Below are 21,685 nucleotides of genomic sequence, written 5' to 3'. Positions count from 1 at the left end.
GTATTACCAAAAACCCGGTGTTGCACCACTGGAGCGTCAAACATCGGGGCGGAGAAGGGTGAACGGATGGGCAGGGTGACCGTGCGCAGGCCGGTGCGGCGGATTTCCGCGACCGGGGACCGGCGCCGCCCCGACGCGCTGGCCGCCGAAGAACCCCTGGAGATCCGCGTCGGCGGCAAGGCGCTGGCGGTCACCATGCGCACGCCCGGCCACGACGTCGAGCTGGCCCACGGCTTCCTGCTGTCCGAAGGGGTGATCGGCGGCCGCGAAGACGTGGCTGCCGCCCGCTACTGCGACGGCGTGGACGACCAGGGCCGCAACACCTACAACGTGCTGGACGTCGCGCTGGCCGACGGCGTCGCGCCGCCCGACACCGGCGTCGAGCGCAACTTCTACACCACCTCATCGTGTGGCGTCTGCGGCAAGGCCGCGCTCGACGCGGTCAAGCTGCGCACGCGCTTTTCGCCGGCCGAAGCGGCCTTCGCCGTGAAGAGCGAGACGCTGTCGGCCCTGCCGGACGCGCTCCGCGCCCGGCAGAAGGTCTTCGCGAGCACCGGCGGCCTGCACGCGGCGGCGCTGTTCACGCCGGACGGCGAGATCGACGTCGTCCGCGAAGACGTCGGGCGGCACAACGCGGTCGACAAGGTGCTCGGCTGGGCCGTGCTCGAGAACCGCGTCCCCGCGCCCGGACACGGCCTCCTCGTGTCCGGGCGGGCGTCGTTCGAGCTGGTGCAGAAGGCCGCGATGGCCGGGATCGGGCTGCTGGCCGCGGTGTCGGCACCGTCGTCGCTGGCCGTGGAGCTGGCCGAGGAGAACGGCATGACACTGGTCGGCTTCCTGCGCGGCGACTCGATGAACCTCTACACCGGGGACCACCGCATCCTGCTCTAGGACGCCACCCAGTTGCCGTGGAAGCCGTGGGGCACGCGGTCCGGCAGGTGGATCGCCGCCACGGTGTCGAGCGTGCCCGCGTCCAGGATCGTCAGGTCGCTGCGCTGCGTCGCCGGGTCGAAGACGAAGCCCAGCAGCACGCCGTCGTCCTCGGCCGCGTCTTCGCGGGACGGCACGAACACGAACTCGCCCGGCTGCCGTCCCGCGCCGAACGCGCGTTCCTGCCGCCGGCCGGTCCGGAAGTCGTGCTTGAACAGCGACCCGCCCGGGTTGGCGCCGCCGTCGGCCGACATCGCGTAGCCGTAGCGGTGGCGGCGGCCGACGAGCCGCTCGTCGACGCGCGGGAACTCCTGGCCCCGGTCGTCGAGCCGCTCCTCCAGCACCTTGCCCGCGGTGAGGTCGACGGTCCAGCGGTCCAGCGTCGGGCCGCCCTCGTCCGGGCCGTGCAGCTCGGTGTCGAACATCTTCGGGTGGCGGACGACGTCGAGGACGACGCTGTCGCCGTCGTCGTAGGCGTTGAGCGGGTGGAAGACGTAGCACGGCTCGACCTCGAACCAGCGGACGTCGCCGGAGCCGCCCTCGCGTGGCATCACGCCGATCCGCGCCGGGTACTTCGGGTTCCAGCGGTAGGGCAGGCCGCCGTTCGCGCCGATCTTGCGGGTCATCATCGCCGTCATCGGATCGGGCACGCGGACCTTGCCGACCATGGCCGAGACCACGAGCTTCGCGGGTGTCCGCAGCGCGCCGGGCACGCTCGCCGCCACCGCGCTCCCGGCATGGAAGGTCACCGGCAGGTCATAGAACACGACGTGGTCCTCGGTCAGCGAGAAGTCGTGCATCATCGGCGACCCGGTCACCTCGACGTCGACCGTGCGGCGGGCGCGGCCGTGGACGTCGATCACCGAGTACTGGACCTTGTTGCCCATGCCGAAGAAGTAGGAGACGGCGTGCAGCTCGCCGGTGCGCGGGTCGCGTTTCGGGTGGGCGGTGTAGCCGCCGGGGAGCGTGCCGTCGAAGTCGCAGCGCCCGACGGTGCCGAGCTCCTCGGTCAGCTCGTAGATCGGCGCGCCCGCCTCCACCAGGGCGAGGGTCTTGCCGGCGTGGCCGATCACGTTGGTGTTGGCGCCGAGCGCGTCGAGCCCGCAGAAGCGGCTCGGGTCCTCGCCGGCCAGCGCCGCCGCGACGGCCGGGTTGCGCACCCACCGGTTGCGGTACCACTCGGCCTTGCCGTCGCGCAGGCGCACGCCGTGGACCATGCCGTCGCCCATGAACCAGTGGTAGGCCGCCGGATCCACTTCGGACAGCGGGTTGGGCCCGTTGCGCAGGTACCGGCCGTCGAGGAAGTCCGGGATGCGCCCGGTGACGGCCAGGTCGGTGATCGTGTGCTCCCGGCTGACCGGGGCGAAGTTGCCTTCGAGGAACTTGTTGCCCATGCCGACCCCTCCGAAGCTGCTCATAACGCGGTTATGACTCCAGGTATAACAGGGTTATGGGATACTGGCAAGCATGAGCCCGAAGCCGCGCGCGAACGACGTCAAAGACCGCCTGGTCGAAGCGGCCATCCGGCTGCTCGGCGAAGGCGGCCCCGAAGCCCTGCAGGCCCGCAAGCTGGCCGCGGAGGTCGGGGTCTCGACGATGGCGGTGTACACCCACTTCGGGGGCATGGCGGCGCTGGTCGACGAGGTCGCCCGCACCGGCTTCCTGCGGCTCAGCGCGGCACTGGCCGGGGCCGGCGCGACCGATGACCCGGTCGCGGACATCTTCGGCCTGGCCCGGACCTACCGGCAGACCGTCGCCGAGCACCCGCAGCTGTTCGCGGTGACGTTCGGCCAGTCCGCGCCCGGCGGCAAGCGCGCGACGCTGTCGGACCTCACCACCGAGGAGGGCCGCGAAGCCGCCCGGGAGGGGCTGGAGGCGTTCGGCCACATCGTCCGGGCCACCGAGCGGGCCATCGACGCGGGCCGGTTCCGGCCCGCGGACAAGTACCAGGCCGCCGCCCAGCTCTGGAGCGCCCTGCACGGCTTCGTCACGCTGGAGGCGTCCGGCCACTTCGGCGCCGGCGAACAGGGCATCGACCACATTTTGGTACCCCTGGGGATCACGCTCGCGGTCGGTCTCGGGGACACTGTGGAGAGGGCGCGACGCTCCGCCGAGGCCGCCAAAACGACCTGGCGAGCGAGAACCCGAAACGCCGGGCAGCCCGAGAACGACTAACCCGGCGAACAGGGACGCGAGGGGAACGCGGAACGGGTCCGCGGCGTCTTGAAGAGGTGGCAGGCGGGGGACGGAGACAGGTGAACGACGAAAACGGGGACCGCGGCGACGCCGCGCCGCCCGGGGACGAGCCCCGGGTCACCGCCGGGGCGGCGGCGGTCCGCGACGCCCGGCGGTGGCTCAGCCGCCGGTCCGTGCTGATCGCGGGCGCGTCCGGGCTGGCCGTGACCGGGCTGGCCGTCGGCACCGCGACCGGCAAGCTGCCGTTCAGCCAGGCCCTGCAGCGCACGGTGGGCGTGACCTCGTCGAACCCGACGACCCAGCTGGGCAGCACCCGCGTCGAACGCGTCTACTCCGCCGCCCGCGGGCGGATGGTCGACCTGGTGTTCATCCTGCCGTCCAAGACCCCGCCGCGCGGCCTGCCGATGTCGCTGATGCTGCACGGCCTGCACGGCAACGCCCGCAGCGCGGCCCCGACGGGCACGCTCAAGCAGCTGGCCAGCGACGTCGCCCGCAAGGCGGTCCCGGCGTTCGGGTTCGTGGCCGTCGACGGCGGCGACAACTACTGGCACCAGGTGCACCCGGGCGACGACCCGATGGCGATGCTGCTGGAGGAGGTCCCGCAGTGGCTGCGGGCCCGCGGCTTCGCCGGCCCGAGCGGGCTGCCGTTCGCCTGCACCGGCGTCTCGATGGGCGGGTTCGGCGCGCTGGTGTACACGCGCCGCCGGGTGGAGCGGCGCCAGCCGCCGTCCGCGGTCGCGACGCTGGCCCCCGCGCTGATCACGTCGTGGCCGGAGATGGCCAAGCGGCACATCTTCACCGGCGTCCAGGACTGGACGGCCCTGGACCCGCTGCGGCACATCGACGAGACGAAAACCGTCGCCAACGGCATCTGGTGCGGCACGGAGGACTCGTTCATCACGGGGGTCCGCCGCTACATCGAGGCCGCGCACCCGGCGGTGGCCCACACGGCGCACGGCAAGCACGGCGACCCGTTCAACCGCACGGTGGTGCCGAGCGTGATCAGCTTCCTCGGCAAGCACGTCCCCCGCGCGGACTGACCCGCGCGGTCAGCAGTGGAAGTAGGCCCGGGTCGTCGTGCGGCCCGGGACCCAGTACGTCCGCACCAGGTCGGCCAGGCGGTTCACCAGCAGCAGGCCGCGGCCGCCCAGGGTCGTGGCGTCCGGGGGCACGCGGCCGGCCAGCGGGTGCGTGATCGTGCCCGTGTCGGTCACCTCGCCGACCACCTGCCCGTCCTCGGCCCACAGCCGCAGGACGCCCTCGCCGCCGCCGTAGAGGATGCTGTTCGTCGTCAGCTCGGCGACCGCCAGCGCGAAGTCGTCCCGCCGGGGGCGGCGCAGGCCGTGGCGGGCGGCCCAGATCTCCGCGAACCCGCGCAGCGACGCCAGCTGCCCGAGATCGAACCCGCGCTCGACCGCGGTGGCCGGCGGGTCGAGCGGCCGCGTGAAGTCCGCGCGGACGCCGTCCGGGTCGAACCGGGCGCTGTCGAACGACCCGGCGGGCCCCCACACCTCCGGGTGGGTGCGCTCGGCGTCGGCGAGCACGCCCGGCGGCAGCGCCGCGATGTCGTAGGGGCAGAGCACCGCCAGGTCGCGCCCGGCGAACGCGTCGTTGATCAGCGCTTCGTGCTGCACGCACGCCGGGTACTCGACGTCGCTGCGGCCGGCCCAGATGGGCTCCCCGACGATCCGCACCGGGCCCGGGTGCTCGCCGGCGAACGCCAGCAGCACCGACGGCAGGATCGCTCCGGGGTTGCGGCCCGCGCGGTGCATGTCGATCAGCCGGACCTCGGGGGCACGGTCTTCCAGGGCCTTCTCGATCAGCAGCAGGTTCGGCCCCGGGACGGCGACGGCGGCGGGTTCGCCCCGGTCGAGACCGTCCAGCAGAAACGGAATGACACCGTCGAGGTACTCAGAGTCACCACGGTAGAAGAGTGCCGGATGCCGAAAGGGTCTGAGGGCATCTACCACGGACATGGGCTACCCAGCCGCCACCCAACCGAAACGCTCCGGACGTCCCCGGTTATCCGACCCATCGGCCGACGACCGAGATCAGCCAGAACCCGACCATGGTCGCGACGCCGAACAGCAGCACCCAGTTGAACAACGCACGCCGCTCGGTCACCGCGCGGGCGCGCCACAACGCGTAGCCGCCGACGAGGAACAACGGGATCGGGATCAGCGGCAACGGCGACAGCCGCGCCACCACGGCCACGACACAGGTGCCCGTGAACACGGCCAGCATGCCCATCAGCACCCGGTTCAGCCACGGGTACCGGTCGGACGCGGACGCGATGACGCGTTCGCTCAGCTCGCGGAACCCGAGGACGGGCCCGGCGGGCGCCGGCGCCGGGTCCGGTGGCGGCGGTGCCTGCACGCCACCGGCGGGGGCGGCGCCCCCGGAACCCGGGATGGAGTCAGCAGTCATTCAGCTTTCCTGTCGGGTCCGGGCCGGGGGCCCGGAGACGCCCGGCCTCAGGCCGACTTCTCGCCGCGCTCGCTGCGCGCGCGCCGCGTCGGCTGCCGGGCGACGATCGTCGGGTTCACGTTCTCCCGGACGGTCTGCTCGGTGATCACGACCTTCGCCACGTCGTCGCGGCTCGGGATGTCGTACATGACCGGCTGCAGCACCTCTTCCATGATGGCGCGCAGCCCGCGGGCACCCGTGCCGCGCAGGACCGCCTGGTCGGCGATGGCCTCGAGCGCGGTCTTGGTGAACTCGAGCTCGACGTTGTCCATCTCGAAGAGCTTCTTGTACTGCTTCACCAGGGCGTTGCGCGGCTTGGTGAGGATGCTGACCAGCGATTCCTTGTCCAGGTGGCTGACCGTCGCCACGACCGGCAGCCGGCCGATGAACTCCGGGATCAGCCCGAACTTGATCAGGTCCTCCGGCATGGTGTCGGAGAACACGTCGCTCTCCTCGATCTCGGACTTCGTGCGGATCTCCGCGCCGAAGCCGAGGCCGCGCTTGCCGACCCGCTCGTTGATGATCTTCTCCAGCCCGGCGAACGCGCCGGCCACGATGAACAGCACGTTCGTCGTGTCGATCTGGATGAACTCCTGGTGCGGGTGCTTCCGGCCGCCCTGCGGCGGCACCGAGGCGGTGGTGCCCTCGAGGATCTTCAGCAGCGCCTGCTGGACACCCTCGCCGGACACGTCGCGGGTGATCGACGGGTTCTCGCTCTTGCGGGCGATCTTGTCGACCTCATCGATGTAGATGATCCCGGTCTCGGCCCGCTTGACGTCGTAGTCCGCCGCCTGGATGAGCTTGAGCAGGATGTTCTCGACGTCCTCGCCGACGTACCCGGCCTCGGTCAGCGCCGTGGCGTCCGCGATCGCGAACGGCACGTTCAGCAGCTTCGCCAGCGTCTGCGCGAGGTAGGTCTTGCCGCACCCGGTGGGGCCGAGCATCAGGATGTTCGACTTGGCCAGCTCGACCGACTCCTCCTTGGAGTCCTTCGGCCCGGCCTTGTCGTCCGCCTGGATCCGCTTGTAGTGGTTGTAGACCGCTACCGCGAGAGTCCGCTTGGCGTCCTCCTGCCCGATGATGTACTGCTCGAGGAACTCGTGGATGTCGGCGGGCTTGGGCAGCTCGTCGAGCTTGACGTCGCCGGCCTCGGCCAGCTCCTCCTCGATGATCTCGTTGCAGAGGTCGATGCACTCATCGCAGATGTAGACCCCGGGGCCGGCAATGAGCTTCTTCACCTGCTTCTGGCTCTTCCCGCAGAAAGAACACTTCAGCAGGTCTCCGCCGTCACCGATCCGTGCCATGGCCGTTGACCTCGTCCCCTCCGGCGCGGGTTTGGCGCGCCTGACTGTGTTGCGACGCTGCGACCCCCCGGTCACGCACGACCGGGCGGAGCCTCACGCATTGCCACTGACGGTACCCGTCCGATGCCGTGAGCGGGAACACCCACAGGCGCCGGGAGCACGTCAGAGGACGACCCTAAACCAGGATGCCGGTGTATGTCGTCTTCTCGACACACACCGGCCTGGCGGATCTGTTACAGAGCCGACGCCTTGCGGTACGGCAGCACCTCGTCGATGAGACCGTACGCCTTGGCTTCCTCGGCGGTCAGGATCTTGTCCCGCTCGATGTCGGCCTTGATCTGGTCGGGATCCTTGTTCGTGTGCTTGGCCAGGATGACCTCCATCTGGCGCCGCACCCGCTGGATCTCGTTCGCCTGGATCTCCAGGTCGGAGACCTGCCCGTAGGTGCCCTCGGTGGCCGGCTGGTGGATCAGCACGCGCGAGTTCGGCAGCGCGTAGCGCTTGCCGGGCGTGCCGGCCGACAGCAGGACCGCGGCCGCCGAGGCGGCCTGGCCCAGGCAGTAGGTCTGGATGTCCGGGCGGACGAACTGCATCGTGTCGTAGATCGCCATCAGCGAGGTGAACGAGCCACCCGGCGAGTTGATGTAGATCAGGATGTCGCGGTCCGGGTCCTCGTGCTCGAGGTGCAGCAGCTGGGCCATCACGTCGTTCGCCGACGCGTCGTCCACCTGCACGCCGAGGAAGATGACCCGCTCCTCGTACAGCTTGTTGTACGGGTTCGACTCCTTGACGCCGTAGCTGGTCCGCTCCACGTACGACGGCAGGATGTACCGCGACTGGGGGACGCTCGGGCCCTGGAAGTCACCCGGGAGCCTGAAGTTGCTCATGATCGAGTCTCCTGTGTGCTTCGGCTCAGTTCGAGCCCTGGCGGCGGACGATGTCGGCGGTGAGGACGTGGTCCACGAACCCGTAGTCCTTCGCCTCCTGCGCGGTGAACCAGCGGTCGCGGTCGCCGTCCTTGATGATCTGCTCGACCGTCTGGCCGGTCTGGTCCGCGGTGATCTGGGCCAGCTCCCGCTTCCACTTGTTGAACAGGTCGGCCTGGATCGCGATGTCCGACGCCGTGCCGCCGACACCGGCGGAGGGCTGGTGCATCAGGATGCGGGCGTGCGGCAGCGCGTAGCGCTTGCCCCGGGTGCCCGACGAGAGCAGGAACTGCCCCATCGAAGCCGCCATGCCCATCGCGTAGGTCGCGACGTCCGGGCGGATCAGCTGCATGGTGTCGTAGATCGCGAAACCGGCGGTGACCGAGCCACCCGGCGAGTTGATGTAGAAGCGGATGTCGGACTCGGCGTCGTCCGCGTCGAGCAGCAACAGCTGCGCGGTGATCCGGTTGGCGACCTCGTCGTTGACCTCCGAACCGAGGACGACGATGCGCTCCTGGAGCAACCGCTCGAACACCGAGTCGGTGAGGTTGAGCCCTGCGGTGCCGGTCCGCGCCTCGGGCGTGTGCTGCGTCACGTCTGCCTGCCTTTTCGCCGGCGGCGGCCCGGTGCTGACGGCCGCCGCTGTCGTTTCAGATGCTTGAGATCTTGTAACCGACCCTAACGAACTCGGGCGGCGCGGAATGCCCGACACCGCCCAAGTTCGCTCACAGCTTCACTCCGCGGGAGTCTTCGCCGCCTCGTCGGTGACCTGCGTCTCCTGGGTTGCCTCGTCGGCGGCCGGCTCGTCGCTGCCGAACAGCTCCGAGAGGTCGACCTCGGCGCCCGAGCCGTCGGTGACGGTCGCCTTCCGGACCACGGACGCGAGCGCCTTGCCGCGGCGGACGTCGGCGTAGATCGCGGTCAGCTGGCCGGACTGCTGGGCGCGCTGGACGTACTCGTCCGGGCTGATCCCGAAGCGCTGGGCCTGGTAGATGATCCGCTCGGTCAGCTCGCCGTCGTTGACCGACACCTCTTCCTTGTCGGCGATGGTGTCCAGCAGCAGCTGCGTGCGGACGGCCTTCTCCGACTCGGCGCGGGTCTCGGCGTCGAACTCCTCGAGCGTGCGGCCCTCGGCCTCGAGGGCCTTCGCGAACTGGGCCTCGTCGTGGTCGAACGGGTGGATCGCGTCGTGCTTGCGGTTCTCGATCTCGGCGTCGAGGACCTTCTCCGGGATCGGGACCTCGGTGCGCTCGAGCAGCTCGTCGAGCACCTTGTCGCGGGCCTGGACGCCCTGCTGCATCTTCTTGACGCGGGCGAGGCGCTCGCGCAGGTCGTTGCGGAGCTCTTCGATCGTGTCGAACTCGCTGGCCATCTGGGCGAACTCGTCGTCGGCCTCGGGCAGCTCGCGCTTCTTGACCGACTGGACGGTCACCGTGACCTCGGCGTCCTTGCCGGCGTGCTCACCGGCGACGAGCTGGGTGGTGAACGTCTTCGTGTCGCCGGCGTTCGAGCCGATGATCGCCTCGTCGATGCCGTCGACGAGCTGGCCGGAGCCGATCTCGTAGGACAGGCCGGTGGTGCTCGCCTCCTCGACGGGCTGGCCGTCGACGGTCGCGGACAGGTCGATCGAGACGAAGTCGCCGTTCTCGGCCGGGCGGTCGACGCCGGTCAGCGTGCCGAAGCGGGCGCGCAGCTCGTCGAGCTGCTCGTCGACCTCCGCGTCGGTCAGCTCGACGTCGTCGACGGTGACCGCGAAGCCGTCCAGGTCGGGCAGCGTGATCTCCGGGCGCACGTCGACCTCGGCGGTGAACTCGAGGACGTCGCGGTCCTCGAGCTTCGTGACGTCGAACTCCGGGTTGCCGAGCGTGCGGACCTCGTTCGCGCGGACCGCCTCGATGTACTTCGCCGGGATGGCCTCGTTGACGACCTCGTCGAGCACCGGGCCACGCCCGATCCGGCTTTCCAGGACGCGAGCGGGCGCCTTGCCGGGCCGGAAGCCCGGGATGCGCACCTGCTGGGCGATCTTGCGGTAGGCGCGGTCGAAGTTCGGCTTGAGCTCGTCGAACGGCACCTCGACATTGATCTTGACTCGCGTCGGGCTGAGCTGCTCGACGGTGCTCTTCAAGGTCTTCTCCTCGAGCGGTAACGATGTGGTTGGACAATCCTGCCGGAATGGCCCCTGGTCACCTGCAGACCGGGACGTCCGAGTCTAGGCCAGTGGCCGTGGCCGCCGGGCCGGGGGCCGCCTGCGGCGTCAGCGCCCCAGCATCCGGCCGATCACCCAGCGCATCCGGCCGCTCGCCTGCTCCACCGAGCCACTGGGCTGCACCAGGTAGGAAAGCAGCAGCCGGACGAACGTCTCCACCGCCACCGCCCACTCCGACGCCGTCAGCGCGACCTCCGGGTAGCCGCCCGCGAACAGCGCCGCGACCGCCTCCACGGCCCGGTCGAGCACGGCCTCGGGCCGGGAGGTGAGCAGCGGGAGGAAGTCGTCGCGGCCGCCCTGGCTGCCGCCGAGGGCGATCTCCACCATCGGGTTCTCGCGGGCGGCTTCGAGCGTGTGCCGGAACGCGGCGGTGACGCCGCCGACCGGGTCGCCGGGGTGCGCGGCGACGTCGCCGCCGACCCGCTCGACGAAGCGGTCGGTCTCGCGCAGCATCAGCGCCTCGGCGAGCTCGGCCTTGGAGCCCAGCTCGTTGTAGACCGTCTGCCTGCTCACGCCGGCCCGCGCGGCCAGCTTGCCCATCGTCAGCGCGGCCCAGCCGTCGGCCTGCAGGACGTCGGCCGCCGCGTCGAGCAGGCGCTCCCGCGTCGGCAGCGGGACGGGAGGGGTGACGGCCTTCACAAGGCGAGCTTACCCGCCGCTAACGTTCCGCTGGCCGGGACCTTTTTTCGGAGCGTGGCACGACGTTTACAAACCACGGTGAGTTGTCTACGGTGACTCCCGCCTCGCCAGGAGCTTCTCGACCGAGGAGACCGCTCGATGCCCGTCGTCGATACCCCGCCGCGTGGCTCCGGGACGTCCTCGGCGGCCGCCGCCCGCGCGGTGCCTTCGCCGCGCATCCCGCTCCCCCGCGTCTCGGTGCCGACGCTGCTGCTGTTCGCCGGCGGCGCCGCGCTGTGGGGCACCGCGACGTGGCTGCTGCTGGCCGGGATCGCGGCGCCGGTGGTGACCGTGCCGCTGCACGCGATGGTCACGTTCACGATGTTCACCGTGGTGCACGAGTCGGCGCACCACGCCGCCGGCAAGCTCACCTGGGTCAACGAGACGCTCGGGCGGCTCGCGATGCCGTTCGTCGCCGCGTACGCGTCGTTCCCGCTGCTGCGGTTCATCCACAGCGAACACCACCGCAACACCAACGCCGACTCGCACACCGACCCGGACGCCTGGACGTCGCAGGGCGTGTGGTGGTCGCTGCCGTTCCGCTGGCTGACCATCGACTGCTGGTACGCGCGGTTCTACGCGGCGCGCGTCCGGAGCCGCCCGGCGGCGGAGCGGGCCGAGACGATCGTCGCGCTGTCGGCGGCGTTCGCGGCCGCCGCAGCACTGGTCGCCGGCGGGTACGGCCCCGAGCTCCTGCTGGGCTACCTGCTGCCGCAGCGGATCGGGCTGGCCGTGCTGGCCTGGTGGTTCGACTGGCTGCCGCACCACGGGCTGCCCGCGGCGCGGCCGCGCGACAAGTTCGCCGCGACGCGGGTGCGGGTGGGGCTGGAGTGGCTGATGACGCCGATGATGCTGTACCAGAACTACCACCTGGTGCACCACCTCCACCCCGCCGTGCCGTTCTACCGCTACCTGCGGGCGTGGCAGGACAACCGGGAGGCCTACCTCGCCCGCGACGTCCCGATCATCACGGCGTGGGGCCGCGAGCTGACGCCGGCGGAGTACCGCGCGTGGCGGCGGCTGGCCGACGACCTCGGCGACGGCGAGCCCGAGCCGGAACCACCGCCACTGGGGCCGAGCCGGTTCCACCGGCTGCGGGTGCGCGAGGTCCGGCCGCTGACCGCCGAGGCCGTCGCGATCACCTTCGCCGTCCCGCGGGAGCTGGCCGCGGAGTTCCGGTTCACGCCGGGCCAGCACGTGGCGGTCCGCGCGGTCCTCGACGGGCGGCCGGTGCGCCGGACGTACTCGATCTGCGCGCCGTCCAGCTCGGGCGAGCTGCGGATCGCGGTGAAGCGGCGGCCGGGCGGCGCGTTCTCCCGCTACGCGACCACGACGCTGGCCGCGGGTGACTTCCTGGACGTCCTCCCGCCGTCCGGCGGGTTCACGCTGGTGCCGGATCCCGCGCGGACGGCGCACTACGTCGCGCTGGCGGCCGGGAGCGGCATCACGCCGGTGCTGTCCATCCTGATCAGTGCGCTGTCGGCGGAACCGCACAGCCGGGCGACGCTGCTGTACGTGAACACGTCCGGGGCGACGACGCTGTTCGCGCGCGAACTGAGCGGGCTCGCGGAAAGCTTCGGCGGACGGCTGCACGTCGTGCACTACCGGACCGACGAGCGCGACCCGGACCTGCACGCGCACCGGCCCCGCCAGTTCGACACGGTCGGCGAGGCGCTGGCGATCTCGCACGAGCGTTACCAGCGCGGCCGTCTCGACGGGACGCGGCTGCGCGCGTTGCTGCAGAACCGCCTGCACCCGGCGAAGGTCGACGAGTGGTTCCTGTGCGGCCCGCGCGGCCTGATGGACATGGCCCGCCGCACGCTGGCCGACGCGGACGTCCCGGAGGAGAACGTCCACTTCGAACTGTTCCGCGGCGCGGCACCCCCGCGCGACCCGGCGGGCACGCGAGCGGCAGTGGCGGTGACACTGGGCGGCACGACGACGGCCATCCGGGCGGAGGCGGGCGAGACGGTGCTGGACGCGGCCCTCCGGGCGGGTCTGGAAGTGCCGTACTCGTGCACGGGCGGCGCGTGCGGAACCTGCCGCGCGACGCTGCTGCACGGCCAGGTGGACATGGACGTCCGGTACGCGCTGACGGAGGACGACGTGGCGACGTCCCGAATCCTGACGTGCCGCTCGCGCGCGACGACCCCGGAGGTCGCGGTCGACTACGACCCCCGCTGACCCGAGCGCCCCAATGTGGCCTTCGGTGCGTTGGATCAGCACTGCGGCGCGAAGCGCCTCCGCTGAGGGCGGCGGTGGGGACATGGTGGAGCACCCAAGGCGGCCTTCGGTGCGTCAGACGCAACCAAGGCCGCCTTGGGGGGCTTGCCGGCCCGCGGGTCAGCCGGTCCGGGCCGGGGCGCCCGATGGCGGGGCTCCCTGACCGGCGCCCGGTGCCTGGGCCGGGCCGGCCGCGCCGTCCGTCACCGTCGTTGCCGTTGCCGTGGTGCCCGACTCCGTGGCCACCACCGTCACCGTGTCGCCCGTTGCCAGGCCCGTTGCCTGCTCCGGCGTGACCGTGTAGGTCTTCGAGAACCCGTCGTCGCTCTTCGCCGTCAACGACGTCGCGCTCAGCTCCGTCACTTCGCCCGTCTGCATGATCTTCGTGACGTAGCCGCCGTTTCCGTCCGATGTCACGTACTCGCCGTGCAGCGCCGATCCCAGCGCGCCCATGCCACCCGGCCGGGCGGCCGCGTCCGTCGTCGCGGACGCCGACGATGACGACGCAGCCACCCAGATCGCCGCTCCCCCACCGGCCGCCATCGCCGCCGCCACGGCCGCCGCCGTGATCTTGCCTCGCCGTGACCGGCTCGGGCGCGGTTCCCCGCCCCACGTCCGGTCCGGAGTGGACGGTGCCTGCGCTGTCGTCATGGTTGCTCCTCGGGCGAGATCCTGCGGTGCCGTCCACAGTGGCGGTGCCCGCTGTGCGCCGACTGTGCCCGCCGTCAGCCGCACCTGTGACCGGGAAACCGCGCACCCCACAGCCACCTCACAGGCAGCGCACAACCCGCGCACACCGCGCGGGCGGACGCTGAACCCATGGCCGCGCGCACCACTCCGTCCCGTCCCCGCCGGGGGCGGCTTTCGCTGCGCGCGAAGCTCACCGGCTCGATGGTCTTCCTGCTCACCGTGGTGTGCCTGATCGTCGGGGTGGTCAGCGAGTTCGCGCTCGACGTCTTCCTCACCCGCCAGGTCGACCAGCAGCTCTCGGCCGCCGCGACCCGCTCGCTCGTCTTCGCCGGCAACTTCCGGCCGCCGGACGACGGCCCACGGCCGGACGAGGCGGGACAGCACCCGCTCGGACAGAACGTCGGCACCGTCAGCGGCACCTTCGACGGGCCGCGGCTCGTCCGCGACGACAGCATCTCCGAGCACGGCGAACGCCTGCACCTCACCGCGGCCCAGCAGGCCGTCATGCGCTCGGTCCCCGCCGACGGCAAGCCGCACACCGTGTCCTTCGCCGACCTCGGCGAGTACCGGCTGATGGCGCTGCCGGTCACCGGGACCTCCGACGTCGTGGTCACCGGCCTGCCGATGAAGCCGGTCACCGACACGCTGCTCACCGTCGGGCTGATCCTCTTCGGCGTCGCCGCCGCGGGCGTGCTCGGCGCGGCCTTCCTCGGCGCGTTCGCGGTCCGCCGCACGCTCCGGCCGCTCGAGCGCGTCGCCGCGACCGCCGGGCGCGTCACCGAACTGCCGCTCGACCGCGGCGCGGTGGCGCTGTCCATCCGCGTCCCGGAATCCGACACCGACCCGCGGACCGAGGTCGGCCAGGTCGGCTCGGCGCTGAACCTCATGCTCGGCCACGTCGCGCAGGCGCTCGCGGCGCGGCACGACAGCGAACTGCGGGTCCGGCAGTTCGTCGCGGACGCCAGCCACGAGCTGCGGACGCCGCTGGCCGCCATCCGCGGGTACGCCGAGCTGGCCGCCCGCGGCAGCGCGCTGGTGCCACCGGACGTCGCCCACTCGATGGGGCGGATCCAGTCCGAGGCCGTCCGGATGAGCGCGCTCGTCGAGGACCTGCTGCTGCTGGCCCGGCTGGACGACGGCCGCCCGCTGGACGTGCGCGAAGCCGACCTCACCCGGCTCGTCGCCGACGCCGTCGGCGACGCCCAGGTCGCCGGGCGCGGGCACCGCTGGCTGCTGGAGCTGCCCCCGGACCCGGTCCTGGTGCTCGGCGACGTCCAGCGGCTGCACCAGGTACTGGCGAACCTGCTGGCCAACGCCCGCACGCACACCCCGCCCGGCACCACGGTGGTGACCGCGCTGACCCGCTCGGCCGACGGCGACGCCGTGCTCACGGTGACCGACGACGGCCCCGGCATCGCGCCCGAGCTGCTGCCGGAGGTCTTCGAGCGGTTCGCCCGCGGCGACTCCTCCCGCTCCCGCACGGCCGGCGGCACCGGGCTCGGGCTGGCGATCGCCTGCGCGGTCGTGGTCGCCCACCACGGCACGATCGAGGTGCGCAGCCGTCCCGGCCGGACGGAGTTCGCGGTGCGCCTGCCGGTCGCCGTGCCCGCACAGCGCGCGCACAGCCTCGGCACAACGCGGCCCCAGCTGGGTACCGGAAGCTCGAGCTCGTGACCGCTGTGACATCCGGGGCTTCGCCCCGGGACGGGGGCTCCGCCACCCGTAACCCCCGGAAAGACGCTCTGACAACCGGGGCTTCGCCCCGGGACGGGGGCTCCGCCACCCGTAACCCCCGGAAAGACGCCGTGACAACCGGAGCTGTGGTGCCGCGCAAAACCGTAGTGCCCGCGCCGGCCCGCCCCGCCTGGCACCGGCCCGCACTGGCCGCGCTGCTGCTCGCCACCGCCGTGCTCTACCTGTGGGACCTCGGCGCCTCCGGCTGGGCCAACGCCTTCTACTCGGCCGCCGCGCAGGCCGGTTCGCAGAGCTGGAAGGCGTTGTTCTTCGGATCCAGCGACGCGGCCAACGCGATCACGGTCGACAAGACGCCGGCCGCGCTGTGGGTGATGAGCCTTTCGGCACGGCTGTTCGGCGTCAACCCGTGGAGCATCCTCGTCCCGCAAGCGCTCATGGGCGTCGGCTCGGTGTGGCTGCTGTACGCGACCGTGCGCCGCACGTCCGGTCCGGCCGCCGGGCTCGTCGCCGGGCTCCTGCTGGCCCTGACCCCCGCTGCCGCGCTGATGTTCCGGTTCGACAACCCGGACGCGTTGCTCGTGCTGCTGCTGACCGCGGCCGCGTACTGCGTGGGGTGCGCGCTGGAGAGGGCGAGCGCGCGGTGGCTGGCACTGGCCGGTGCCGCGGTCGGCTTCGGTTTCCTGGCGAAGATGCTCCAGGCGTTCCTCGTGCTGCCCGCGTTCGCCGTGGCCTACCTCGTCGCCGCGCCGGTGCCGCTCGGCAAGCGGCTGCTGCACCTGCTCGGCGCGTTCGCGGCGACGGTCGCCGCGGCGGGCTGGTACCTCGTCGTCGTCGCGCTGTGGCCGGCCGCCGACCGGCCCTACATCGGCGGGTCGCAGACCAACTCCCTGTGGGAGCTGGCCTTCGGCTACAACGGCTTCGGCCGGCTCACCGGCGACGAAGTCGGCAGCGTCGGCGGCGGACGCGGCTGGGGCTCGACCGGCCCGACCCGGCTCTTCGGCGGCGAGATGGCGGGCGGCATCGCCTGGCTGCTGCCCGCGGCGCTGCTCGCGCTGGGTGCCGGCCTGTGGTTCACGCGCCGGGCGCCGCGCACGGACCGCTCGCGGGCGGCCCTGCTGCTGTGGGGCGGCTGGCTGCTGGTGACGGCGCTCGTCTTCAGCTACATGAGCGGCATCATCCACCCGTACTACACGATCGCGCTGGCCCCGGCGATCGCGGCACTGGTCGGCACGGCCGCGGTCCAGCTGTGGCGGCTGCGCTCGCGTCCCGCCGCGGCGGGCATCGCGAGCGGCGGCGTCGCCCTGACCGCGATGACGACGTACGCGCTGCTGTCCGGCTCGTCGTGGCAGTCGTGGCTGGCCCCGGCGGTGCTGATCGGCGGCCTGCTCGCGGCGGCCGCATTGTTCTTCGCGGCGCACCTGACGCGCTGGGCCGCCCACGCGGTGGCGGCGTTCGCGCTGGTCGTGCTCATGGCCGGGACGGGCGCCTACACCCTGGCGACCGCTGCCACCCCGCACAGCGGCGCGATCCCGTCGGCCGGGCCCGCCTCGGCGTTCGGCGGACGGTCCGGCGGCCGTCCGGGCGGCGGTTTCGGCGGCGGCCCGGGTGCCCTGCTCGGCACGACGACGCCGGGTGCGTCGCTCACGGCGTTGCTGCGGCAGGACGCGGCCCGCTACACGTGGACGGCGGCCACGGTCCTGTCGAACGCGGCGGCGGGCTACCAGCTGGCGAGCGGCCGCCCGGTGCTGGCCGTCGGCGGCTTCAACGGGACGGACCCGTACCCGACGCTCGACCGGTTCCGGCAGTACGTGGCCACCGGGAAGATCCACTACTTCCTCGGCGAAGGCAGGACGATGACGGGCAACAGCGGGTCGGACGCCGCCCAGCAGATCGCCGACTGGGTGGCCGCGCGCTTCCAGCCGTCCACTGTGGACGGTGTGACCGTGTACGACCTCACCGCCGGCTGAGCCGACGAAAGCAGGGTCCGGGCCGGAAGACCTGGTCAAGGGCCTGCCGCCTCCGGCACACTGGAACCACCCCGGCGAACAGGAGCTCCTGCAGATGACCGAGCCCCACGTCTGGCCGGCCCGCTCCGCAGACCTGATTCCGTTCGCGGCAGCGCTCGGCGACGGCGGATTCCTCATCGATCGGCTGATGCGTCAGCGGAAAGACCAGGGTGTGCTGTTCTTCGCCTGGCTGGGCACCCGGCCGGCCGGCGCGGTCTACCTGTGGCTCGAGGAGGCCGAAGAACCGCCGATCCGCCGTCACCTGCCCGGCGTCGCCCTGCTCACCCACCTGCAGGTCCGCGACGGGCTGCGCAACCGCGGCGTCGGCCGGGCCCTCGTCGGCGCCGTCGAGCGGCACCTGGCCGAGCACGGCCACGACCGCGTCGCGCTCGCCGTCCGCACCGACAACCCGGCCGCGGCCCGCCTCTACGACCGGCTCGGCTACCGGGACTGGGGGCACGGCGACGTCGTCTGCTACGCGCGGACGACCTTGCCGGACGGGCGGGTCATCGACGAACCCGAGCACTGCCACGTGCTGGTCAAGGACCTGGCCGGGCTCACACCGGCGCCAAGGGCGGAGTGGCCGATCGGGGCCGCGCACCGGTGACGCCCCATTCGGCGAGGTGCCCGATCCCGAGCGCCGCGAGTGCCTTCTCCTCGGACCCGCCGCGGTGGTCGCGGTCCAGCTCGTCGACGTGCTCGCGCCAGCGCGCGCAGTCCCCCTGCCAGGCGCGCAGGTAGCGCACGCAGAACTCCGGCTGGATCGTCTGGCTGCGCCGGAACCCGGCGAGCAGCGCGTCGATCATCCGGGCCTTCCGGCCCGGCTCGATCGCCGACTCGCGCACCCGGCCGAGCACGTCCCGGATGATCCGCCGCCGGTCGTGGAGGAAGGCGGCCCAGTACCGCTCGTCGGCGTCGGCCAGCGGGCGGCCGCTGTCCAGCAGCCCGAAGATCCCTTCCGCCAGGGTGTCGCCCAGCTCCTCGCCGCGGGCCCGGACCACGCTCTGATAGGGGTCGTACCGGCGCTGGAACGCCTTGCCGGTGACCGCCGCGCGCCGCCGCCGGACCCACTCCATCACGAAGAACCAGTCTTCGTTGTAGACGTCCGGGAAGAAGGACTCGAAGGCGGCCCGGCCGACCGCGAGCGCGCCGCCACCGATGAACGTGTCCTGTTCGACACCCACGTCCCGCAGCGCGTGGCACACGACCGAGTTGTCGGGCATGCCCCGGTTCGCCAGCCCGACCACCGGGAACTCGTCGAGCAGGCCGGCCGCCGCCGTGAGGTCCGGCAACGCCGGCAGCAGGATGTCGTCGTCGAGGAAGAAGATCCGCTCCCAGCCCGCGAGCCGCGCGAGCAGCAGGCCGAGGTTCCGCTTGAGGCCGGTGTCGGTGTTGCGGTTGTACCGGCTCGACCGCAGCAGCCGGTCGGTGGCCAGCTCCGGCACGGTGCCGGCCGGCAGCTGGGCGGTGTCGAGCGCGAGCACCCGAGCGCCGGCCCGTGACGCCCGGTCGGCGGCACTGTCGGCCTTGGCCAGCATGCTGCACAACACGACCAGCAGGGCGTCGTGCTGCTTGGCCGCGGCGATCGCCTGGTCGAGCGCCCGGGCGGGCCGCCCGCTCGGCACGATGATCGCGTCCAGCGGCGCGTGGCGCTCCGGACCTGCGAAGGGCGTCAGCAGGCCCCGGTGCGAGGAGTGTTGCCGCGCGTTCACGGGGCGTCGGGCCACTCGTGCAGCCGGTTCTCCGGCACGGTCCAGTCGGGGGTCAGGCCCTTGCCCGCCACCACCGGGACCCGGCTGATGATGCTGAACGACTCCGCGCCGGCGAACCGTTGCCGCAGGTACTCGCCGTTGCGGTCCCGGAACTTGGCGTCGGTCAGCGCGCGGACCGCGCCGAGGGTGCCCCTGCCGTACATACCGTTGCATACGGTCACGGTGCGCTTCCGGTTGAACGGGCTCACGCCCCGGTAGAAATGTGCCACGTCTTCCAACAGGTGACCTTCGCTGTCCAGGAGGGGCGGGAAGAGCACGCTCCCGCCGTCACGCTGCACCCGGAAGCCGCCAGGTTCGCTGGTCGGTGCGTCGTCGGCGCGGACAACCTGTTCCACCGGCAGGTCCACGCGCTCGATCACGGCGGCGGTGACGGTGTTCCAGTCGACGCCACCCAGGAGTACCAGGTGGGTCGTGTAGTCGTCGGGTGTCAGCTCCTCAGTCGTGTGGAAGCTGACGTGGTTGTCGGGGTTGCGGGCCCGGATGTGTCCGTAGAGCTCGATCAGCGCGTCCGGGTCGGCATAAGTGTAGAGAGTGACGAAGTCGGCACTCTCCGGGTCCGCGTAACTCAGGTGGTCCCGCAGCTCGCGGGGCAGCTCGGCGCAGACGATGGTGACGTCCTGCCCCGGCGGGAAGGTCCAGACGTCGGCCGCGGCCGACCCGGCGGCCACCCGCCCTTCGCGCAGCCGGAGCAGCTCTTCCAGCAGCTCCTTGCGGCGGATCCGCTCCTCGTCCGTCAGGTCCTCGAGCGGGAGGAGGCGCAGGCTCTCGCCCGTCAGGGAGCGGCGCGTCGCGAACAGCGTCGCGTACGCCTCCAGGCGCTTCACCGGCGGGCGGACGGGCTTGTCGGCGTTTTCCCACGACGAGATGAGCGAGACGCTCAGCCCGCCGAACGCCTCGGCGAGCTGGCCCTGCGTGATCCCCGCGTCGGGCCAGTGCGTCTCTCGCAGCGCCTTGAGGCGGCGTGCGAGCGCAGGCCGCTGCGCGACTGGGGACACGAGCTCCGCCACCCTTCAGGAAATTTCAGTTCACTGAATGTGAGCCCGAATAGTACTCCTCGGCGCTCGCGGCGCGATGGGCGACCCGCCCGACCGGGGGCTGAAACGTTACGACGGGCAGAACCTCCGCGCACCAAACGGATAACGCGGATTCATCCCCGTTGTTCCAGGGTACTCCAACCCCTACAGTGAACTTGACTGAACTTCAGTTCACACCTGAAGGCAGGAGCGGGCCATGGACACTTCGGCTGACGTACCCCGGCACCGGGCCATCGTGGCGGTCGACATCGAGGACTCGACCAAGCGGACGAACTCGGTGCGCACCCGGCTCCGCACCGTCCTGTTCGAGCTGCTCGACGAAGCCCTCGCGGCCGGCGGGATCGGCCGCAAGCACCGCGACCCCTTCGTCGACCGCGGCGACGGCGCCCTCTGCCTGATCCGCCCCTTCGACCAGCTGCCCAAGACGCTCCTGCTCACCACCGTCGTCCCCGCGCTGGCCGTCCTGCTCGAAAAGCACGCCGAAAGCCGCCCCGAGCTGGCGTTCCGGCTGCGCGTCGCGGTGCACGCCGGCGAGGTGCACCGCGACAGCCGCGCCTCCTACGGCGAAGACGTCGACATCGCCTGCCGGCTGGTCGACGCGCCCGAGCTCAAGCGGCGGCTGCGCGAAACCACCGCGCCACTGGCGCTCGCCGTGTCGCAGGAGATCCACCGCGCGGTCGTGCGGCACGGCTACCCGGGCATCGACCGCGCCGCGTTCACCCAGGCCGTCCACATCAAGCTCGGCGAAGAACGGCTCCGCGGCTGGCTCTACACGCCCGAAGCCGGGGAGCCGGAGGAGGGACTGACCGCGTAGCCGGAGGAGACGAGGTGGGGACGTGGAACCGACGGGATTCTGGGCCGGTCTGGCCCCGGCCGATCGCCGGGCGCTGGCCGGGTCCGCGACGCGGCGCTCCTGCCCGCGCGGCGAGCTCCTCTGCCGCGAAGGCGACCGCTCCAGCGCCGTGCTGGTGCTGCTGGCCGGGCACGTGCGGATCGTCCACGGCACGCCGGACGGGCGCGAGGTCGTCGTGGGCGTGCGCGGGCCCGGCGACGTCCTCGGCGAGCTGGCGGCGATCGACGCGCAGCCGCGCTCGGCGACCGTCGAGGCGCTCGACGACGTCGAAGTCCTGGAGGTGCCGGGGGGCCGCTTCGCCGCGCTGTGCCGGACGCGGCCCGGGATCTCGTGGGCGCTGCTGCTCGTGCTGTCCACCCGCCTGCGATCCGTCGGCAGGCAGTGGCTGGACCTCGGCGGCGGCGCCGCGGCGCGGCGGGTGGCCGCGCAGCTGATGCAGCTGGCCGTCCAGCACGGCGTGCGGCGGGGCGACGACATCGCCATCGCGGTCCCGGCCACGCAGGCCGAGCTGGCGATGACCGCGGCGATCTCCCGCGAGTCCTGGGCCCGCGCGACGCGCGAGCTGCGGCGCCGGGGCGTGATCAGCACCGGCAGAAGACAGGTGACGATCCACCGCATGGCCGAACTTCGACGACTGGCGAGCTGAATCGCGCGTTCTGTGTCAGCTGACACAGAACGCGCGGCGAGCCGGAGGTTTCCTGGATCC

Annotated in this window: 20 protein-coding genes; 9 read left to right on the top strand and 11 right to left on the bottom strand. The window is 72.1% G+C overall.

The window, feature by feature from the left end:
* The first annotated feature begins 66 nt into the window (after window positions 1-66).
* Window positions 67-891: a formate dehydrogenase accessory sulfurtransferase FdhD gene (fdhD, locus tag BT341_RS18055; protein WP_072477415.1), complete on the top strand. Its 825-nt coding sequence runs from the start codon at window positions 67-69 to the stop codon at window positions 889-891.
* Here fdhD and BT341_RS18050 read toward each other — a convergent pair.
* Window positions 888-2,324: a carotenoid oxygenase family protein gene (locus BT341_RS18050; protein WP_072482024.1), complete on the bottom strand. Its 1,437-nt coding sequence runs from the start codon at window positions 2,322-2,324 to the stop codon at window positions 888-890. The genes fdhD and BT341_RS18050 overlap by 4 nt on opposite strands.
* 73 nt (window positions 2,325-2,397) lie before the next feature.
* Here BT341_RS18050 and BT341_RS18045 point away from each other — a divergent pair, with 73 nt between their 5' ends.
* Both BT341_RS18045 and BT341_RS18040 read left to right on the top strand, forming a co-directional pair.
* Window positions 2,398-3,105 (top strand): TetR/AcrR family transcriptional regulator, encoded by a 708-nt coding sequence (locus BT341_RS18045; protein WP_072477414.1) that lies wholly within the window; start codon window positions 2,398-2,400, stop codon window positions 3,103-3,105.
* 80 nt (window positions 3,106-3,185) lie between these two features.
* Entirely contained in the window at window positions 3,186-4,166 is a 981-nt protein-coding gene (locus BT341_RS18040) for an alpha/beta hydrolase (RefSeq protein WP_072477413.1), read from the top strand.
* A 9-nt stretch (window positions 4,167-4,175) separates the two neighbouring features.
* Here the strand turns inward: BT341_RS18040 and BT341_RS18035 are convergent, their stop codons facing one another.
* The 7 genes from BT341_RS18035 to BT341_RS18005 form a co-directional block, all read right to left on the bottom strand.
* Window positions 4,176-5,096: a sensor histidine kinase gene (locus BT341_RS18035; protein WP_072482023.1), complete on the bottom strand. Its 921-nt coding sequence runs from the start codon at window positions 5,094-5,096 to the stop codon at window positions 4,176-4,178.
* Window positions 5,097-5,148: 52 nt separating this feature from the next.
* Complete coding sequence (locus BT341_RS18030) at window positions 5,149-5,553, bottom strand: hypothetical protein (protein ID WP_072477412.1); 405 nt, start codon at window positions 5,551-5,553, stop codon at window positions 5,149-5,151.
* A 47-nt stretch (window positions 5,554-5,600) separates the two neighbouring features.
* On the bottom strand, window positions 5,601-6,896 hold the full coding sequence (gene clpX / locus BT341_RS18025) for an ATP-dependent Clp protease ATP-binding subunit ClpX (RefSeq protein WP_072477411.1): 1,296 nt from the start codon (window positions 6,894-6,896) through the stop codon (window positions 5,601-5,603).
* A gap of 233 nt (window positions 6,897-7,129) precedes the next feature.
* Window positions 7,130-7,783, bottom strand: coding sequence for an ATP-dependent Clp protease proteolytic subunit (locus BT341_RS18020; protein WP_072477410.1), 654 nt, complete (start codon window positions 7,781-7,783; stop codon window positions 7,130-7,132).
* A 25-nt stretch (window positions 7,784-7,808) separates the two neighbouring features.
* Window positions 7,809-8,417, bottom strand: coding sequence for a ClpP family protease (locus tag BT341_RS18015; protein WP_072477409.1), 609 nt, complete (start codon window positions 8,415-8,417; stop codon window positions 7,809-7,811).
* 138 nt (window positions 8,418-8,555) lie between these two features.
* Window positions 8,556-9,947, bottom strand: a complete 1,392-nt coding sequence (gene tig / locus BT341_RS18010) for a trigger factor (RefSeq protein ID WP_072477408.1) — start codon at window positions 9,945-9,947, stop codon at window positions 8,556-8,558.
* Between the two features lie 129 nt (window positions 9,948-10,076).
* Entirely contained in the window at window positions 10,077-10,667 is a 591-nt protein-coding gene (locus BT341_RS18005; RefSeq protein ID WP_072477407.1) for a TetR family transcriptional regulator, read from the bottom strand.
* Between the two features lie 138 nt (window positions 10,668-10,805).
* Here BT341_RS18005 and BT341_RS18000 point away from each other — a divergent pair, with 138 nt between their 5' ends.
* On the top strand, window positions 10,806-12,890 hold the full coding sequence (locus BT341_RS18000) for a fatty acid desaturase (RefSeq protein ID WP_072477406.1): 2,085 nt from the start codon (window positions 10,806-10,808) through the stop codon (window positions 12,888-12,890).
* A 159-nt stretch (window positions 12,891-13,049) separates the two neighbouring features.
* Here the strand turns inward: BT341_RS18000 and BT341_RS17995 are convergent, their stop codons facing one another.
* Window positions 13,050-13,580: a hypothetical protein gene (locus tag BT341_RS17995; protein WP_072477405.1), complete on the bottom strand. Its 531-nt coding sequence runs from the start codon at window positions 13,578-13,580 to the stop codon at window positions 13,050-13,052.
* A gap of 168 nt (window positions 13,581-13,748) precedes the next feature.
* Between BT341_RS17995 and BT341_RS17990 the strand changes: the two genes are divergently transcribed.
* The 3 genes from BT341_RS17990 to BT341_RS17980 all read left to right on the top strand — a co-directional run bounded on the left by BT341_RS17990 (window position 13,749) and on the right by BT341_RS17980 (window position 17,927).
* Complete coding sequence (locus tag BT341_RS17990) at window positions 13,749-15,293, top strand: sensor histidine kinase (RefSeq protein ID WP_072477404.1); 1,545 nt, start codon at window positions 13,749-13,751, stop codon at window positions 15,291-15,293.
* A gap of 149 nt (window positions 15,294-15,442) precedes the next feature.
* A complete protein-coding gene (locus tag BT341_RS17985; protein ID WP_218177741.1) occupies window positions 15,443-17,281 on the top strand; it encodes a glycosyltransferase family 39 protein in 1,839 nt (612 codons plus the stop codon).
* A gap of 94 nt (window positions 17,282-17,375) precedes the next feature.
* Complete coding sequence (locus tag BT341_RS17980; protein WP_072477402.1) at window positions 17,376-17,927, top strand: GNAT family N-acetyltransferase; 552 nt, start codon at window positions 17,376-17,378, stop codon at window positions 17,925-17,927.
* On the opposite strand, the gene BT341_RS17975 is transcribed toward BT341_RS17980, so the two are convergent.
* Window positions 17,878-19,032, bottom strand: a complete 1,155-nt coding sequence (locus tag BT341_RS17975) for a hypothetical protein (protein WP_072477401.1) — start codon at window positions 19,030-19,032, stop codon at window positions 17,878-17,880. The two genes, BT341_RS17980 and BT341_RS17975, sit on opposite strands and share 50 nt — an antisense overlap.
* Window positions 19,029-20,087 (bottom strand): helix-turn-helix domain-containing protein, encoded by a 1,059-nt coding sequence (locus tag BT341_RS17970; protein WP_072482022.1) that lies wholly within the window; start codon window positions 20,085-20,087, stop codon window positions 19,029-19,031. Before BT341_RS17970 ends, BT341_RS17975 begins: the two co-directional genes overlap by 4 nt.
* A 235-nt stretch (window positions 20,088-20,322) precedes the next feature.
* On the opposite strand from BT341_RS17970, the gene BT341_RS17965 reads away from it, so the two are divergent.
* Window positions 20,323-20,940, top strand: coding sequence for a hypothetical protein (locus BT341_RS17965; protein ID WP_072477400.1), 618 nt, complete (start codon window positions 20,323-20,325; stop codon window positions 20,938-20,940).
* A 22-nt stretch (window positions 20,941-20,962) separates the two neighbouring features.
* Complete coding sequence (locus tag BT341_RS17960) at window positions 20,963-21,625, top strand: Crp/Fnr family transcriptional regulator (protein ID WP_072477399.1); 663 nt, start codon at window positions 20,963-20,965, stop codon at window positions 21,623-21,625.
* Window positions 21,626-21,685: the final 60 nt, after the last annotated feature.

This window comes from Amycolatopsis australiensis (genome assembly GCF_900119165.1).
Lineage (GTDB): Bacteria > Actinomycetota > Actinomycetes > Mycobacteriales > Pseudonocardiaceae > Amycolatopsis > Amycolatopsis australiensis.
This window is presented reverse-complemented; position numbering and strand designations above follow the sequence as displayed.

Excerpts from the sequence above, each read along its gene's own strand:
- fdhD (WP_072477415.1), top strand. The coding sequence starts at position 67 with ATGGGCAGGGTGACCGTGCGCAGGCCGGTGCGGCGGATTTCCGCGACC.
- BT341_RS18050 (WP_072482024.1), bottom strand. The coding sequence starts at position 2,324 with ATGGGCAACAAGTTCCTCGAAGGCAACTTCGCCCCGGTCAGCCGGGAG.
- BT341_RS18045 (WP_072477414.1), top strand. The coding sequence starts at position 2,398 with ATGAGCCCGAAGCCGCGCGCGAACGACGTCAAAGACCGCCTGGTCGAA.
- BT341_RS18030 (WP_072477412.1), bottom strand. The coding sequence starts at position 5,553 with ATGACTGCTGACTCCATCCCGGGTTCCGGGGGCGCCGCCCCCGCCGGT.
- clpX (WP_072477411.1), bottom strand. The coding sequence starts at position 6,896 with ATGGCACGGATCGGTGACGGCGGAGACCTGCTGAAGTGTTCTTTCTGC.
- BT341_RS18020 (WP_072477410.1), bottom strand. The coding sequence starts at position 7,783 with ATGAGCAACTTCAGGCTCCCGGGTGACTTCCAGGGCCCGAGCGTCCCC.
- BT341_RS18000 (WP_072477406.1), top strand. The coding sequence starts at position 10,806 with ATGCCCGTCGTCGATACCCCGCCGCGTGGCTCCGGGACGTCCTCGGCG.
- BT341_RS17995 (WP_072477405.1), bottom strand. The coding sequence starts at position 13,580 with ATGACGACAGCGCAGGCACCGTCCACTCCGGACCGGACGTGGGGCGGG.
- BT341_RS17990 (WP_072477404.1), top strand. The coding sequence starts at position 13,749 with ATGGCCGCGCGCACCACTCCGTCCCGTCCCCGCCGGGGGCGGCTTTCG.
- BT341_RS17980 (WP_072477402.1), top strand. The coding sequence starts at position 17,376 with ATGACCGAGCCCCACGTCTGGCCGGCCCGCTCCGCAGACCTGATTCCG.
- BT341_RS17965 (WP_072477400.1), top strand. The coding sequence starts at position 20,323 with ATGGACACTTCGGCTGACGTACCCCGGCACCGGGCCATCGTGGCGGTC.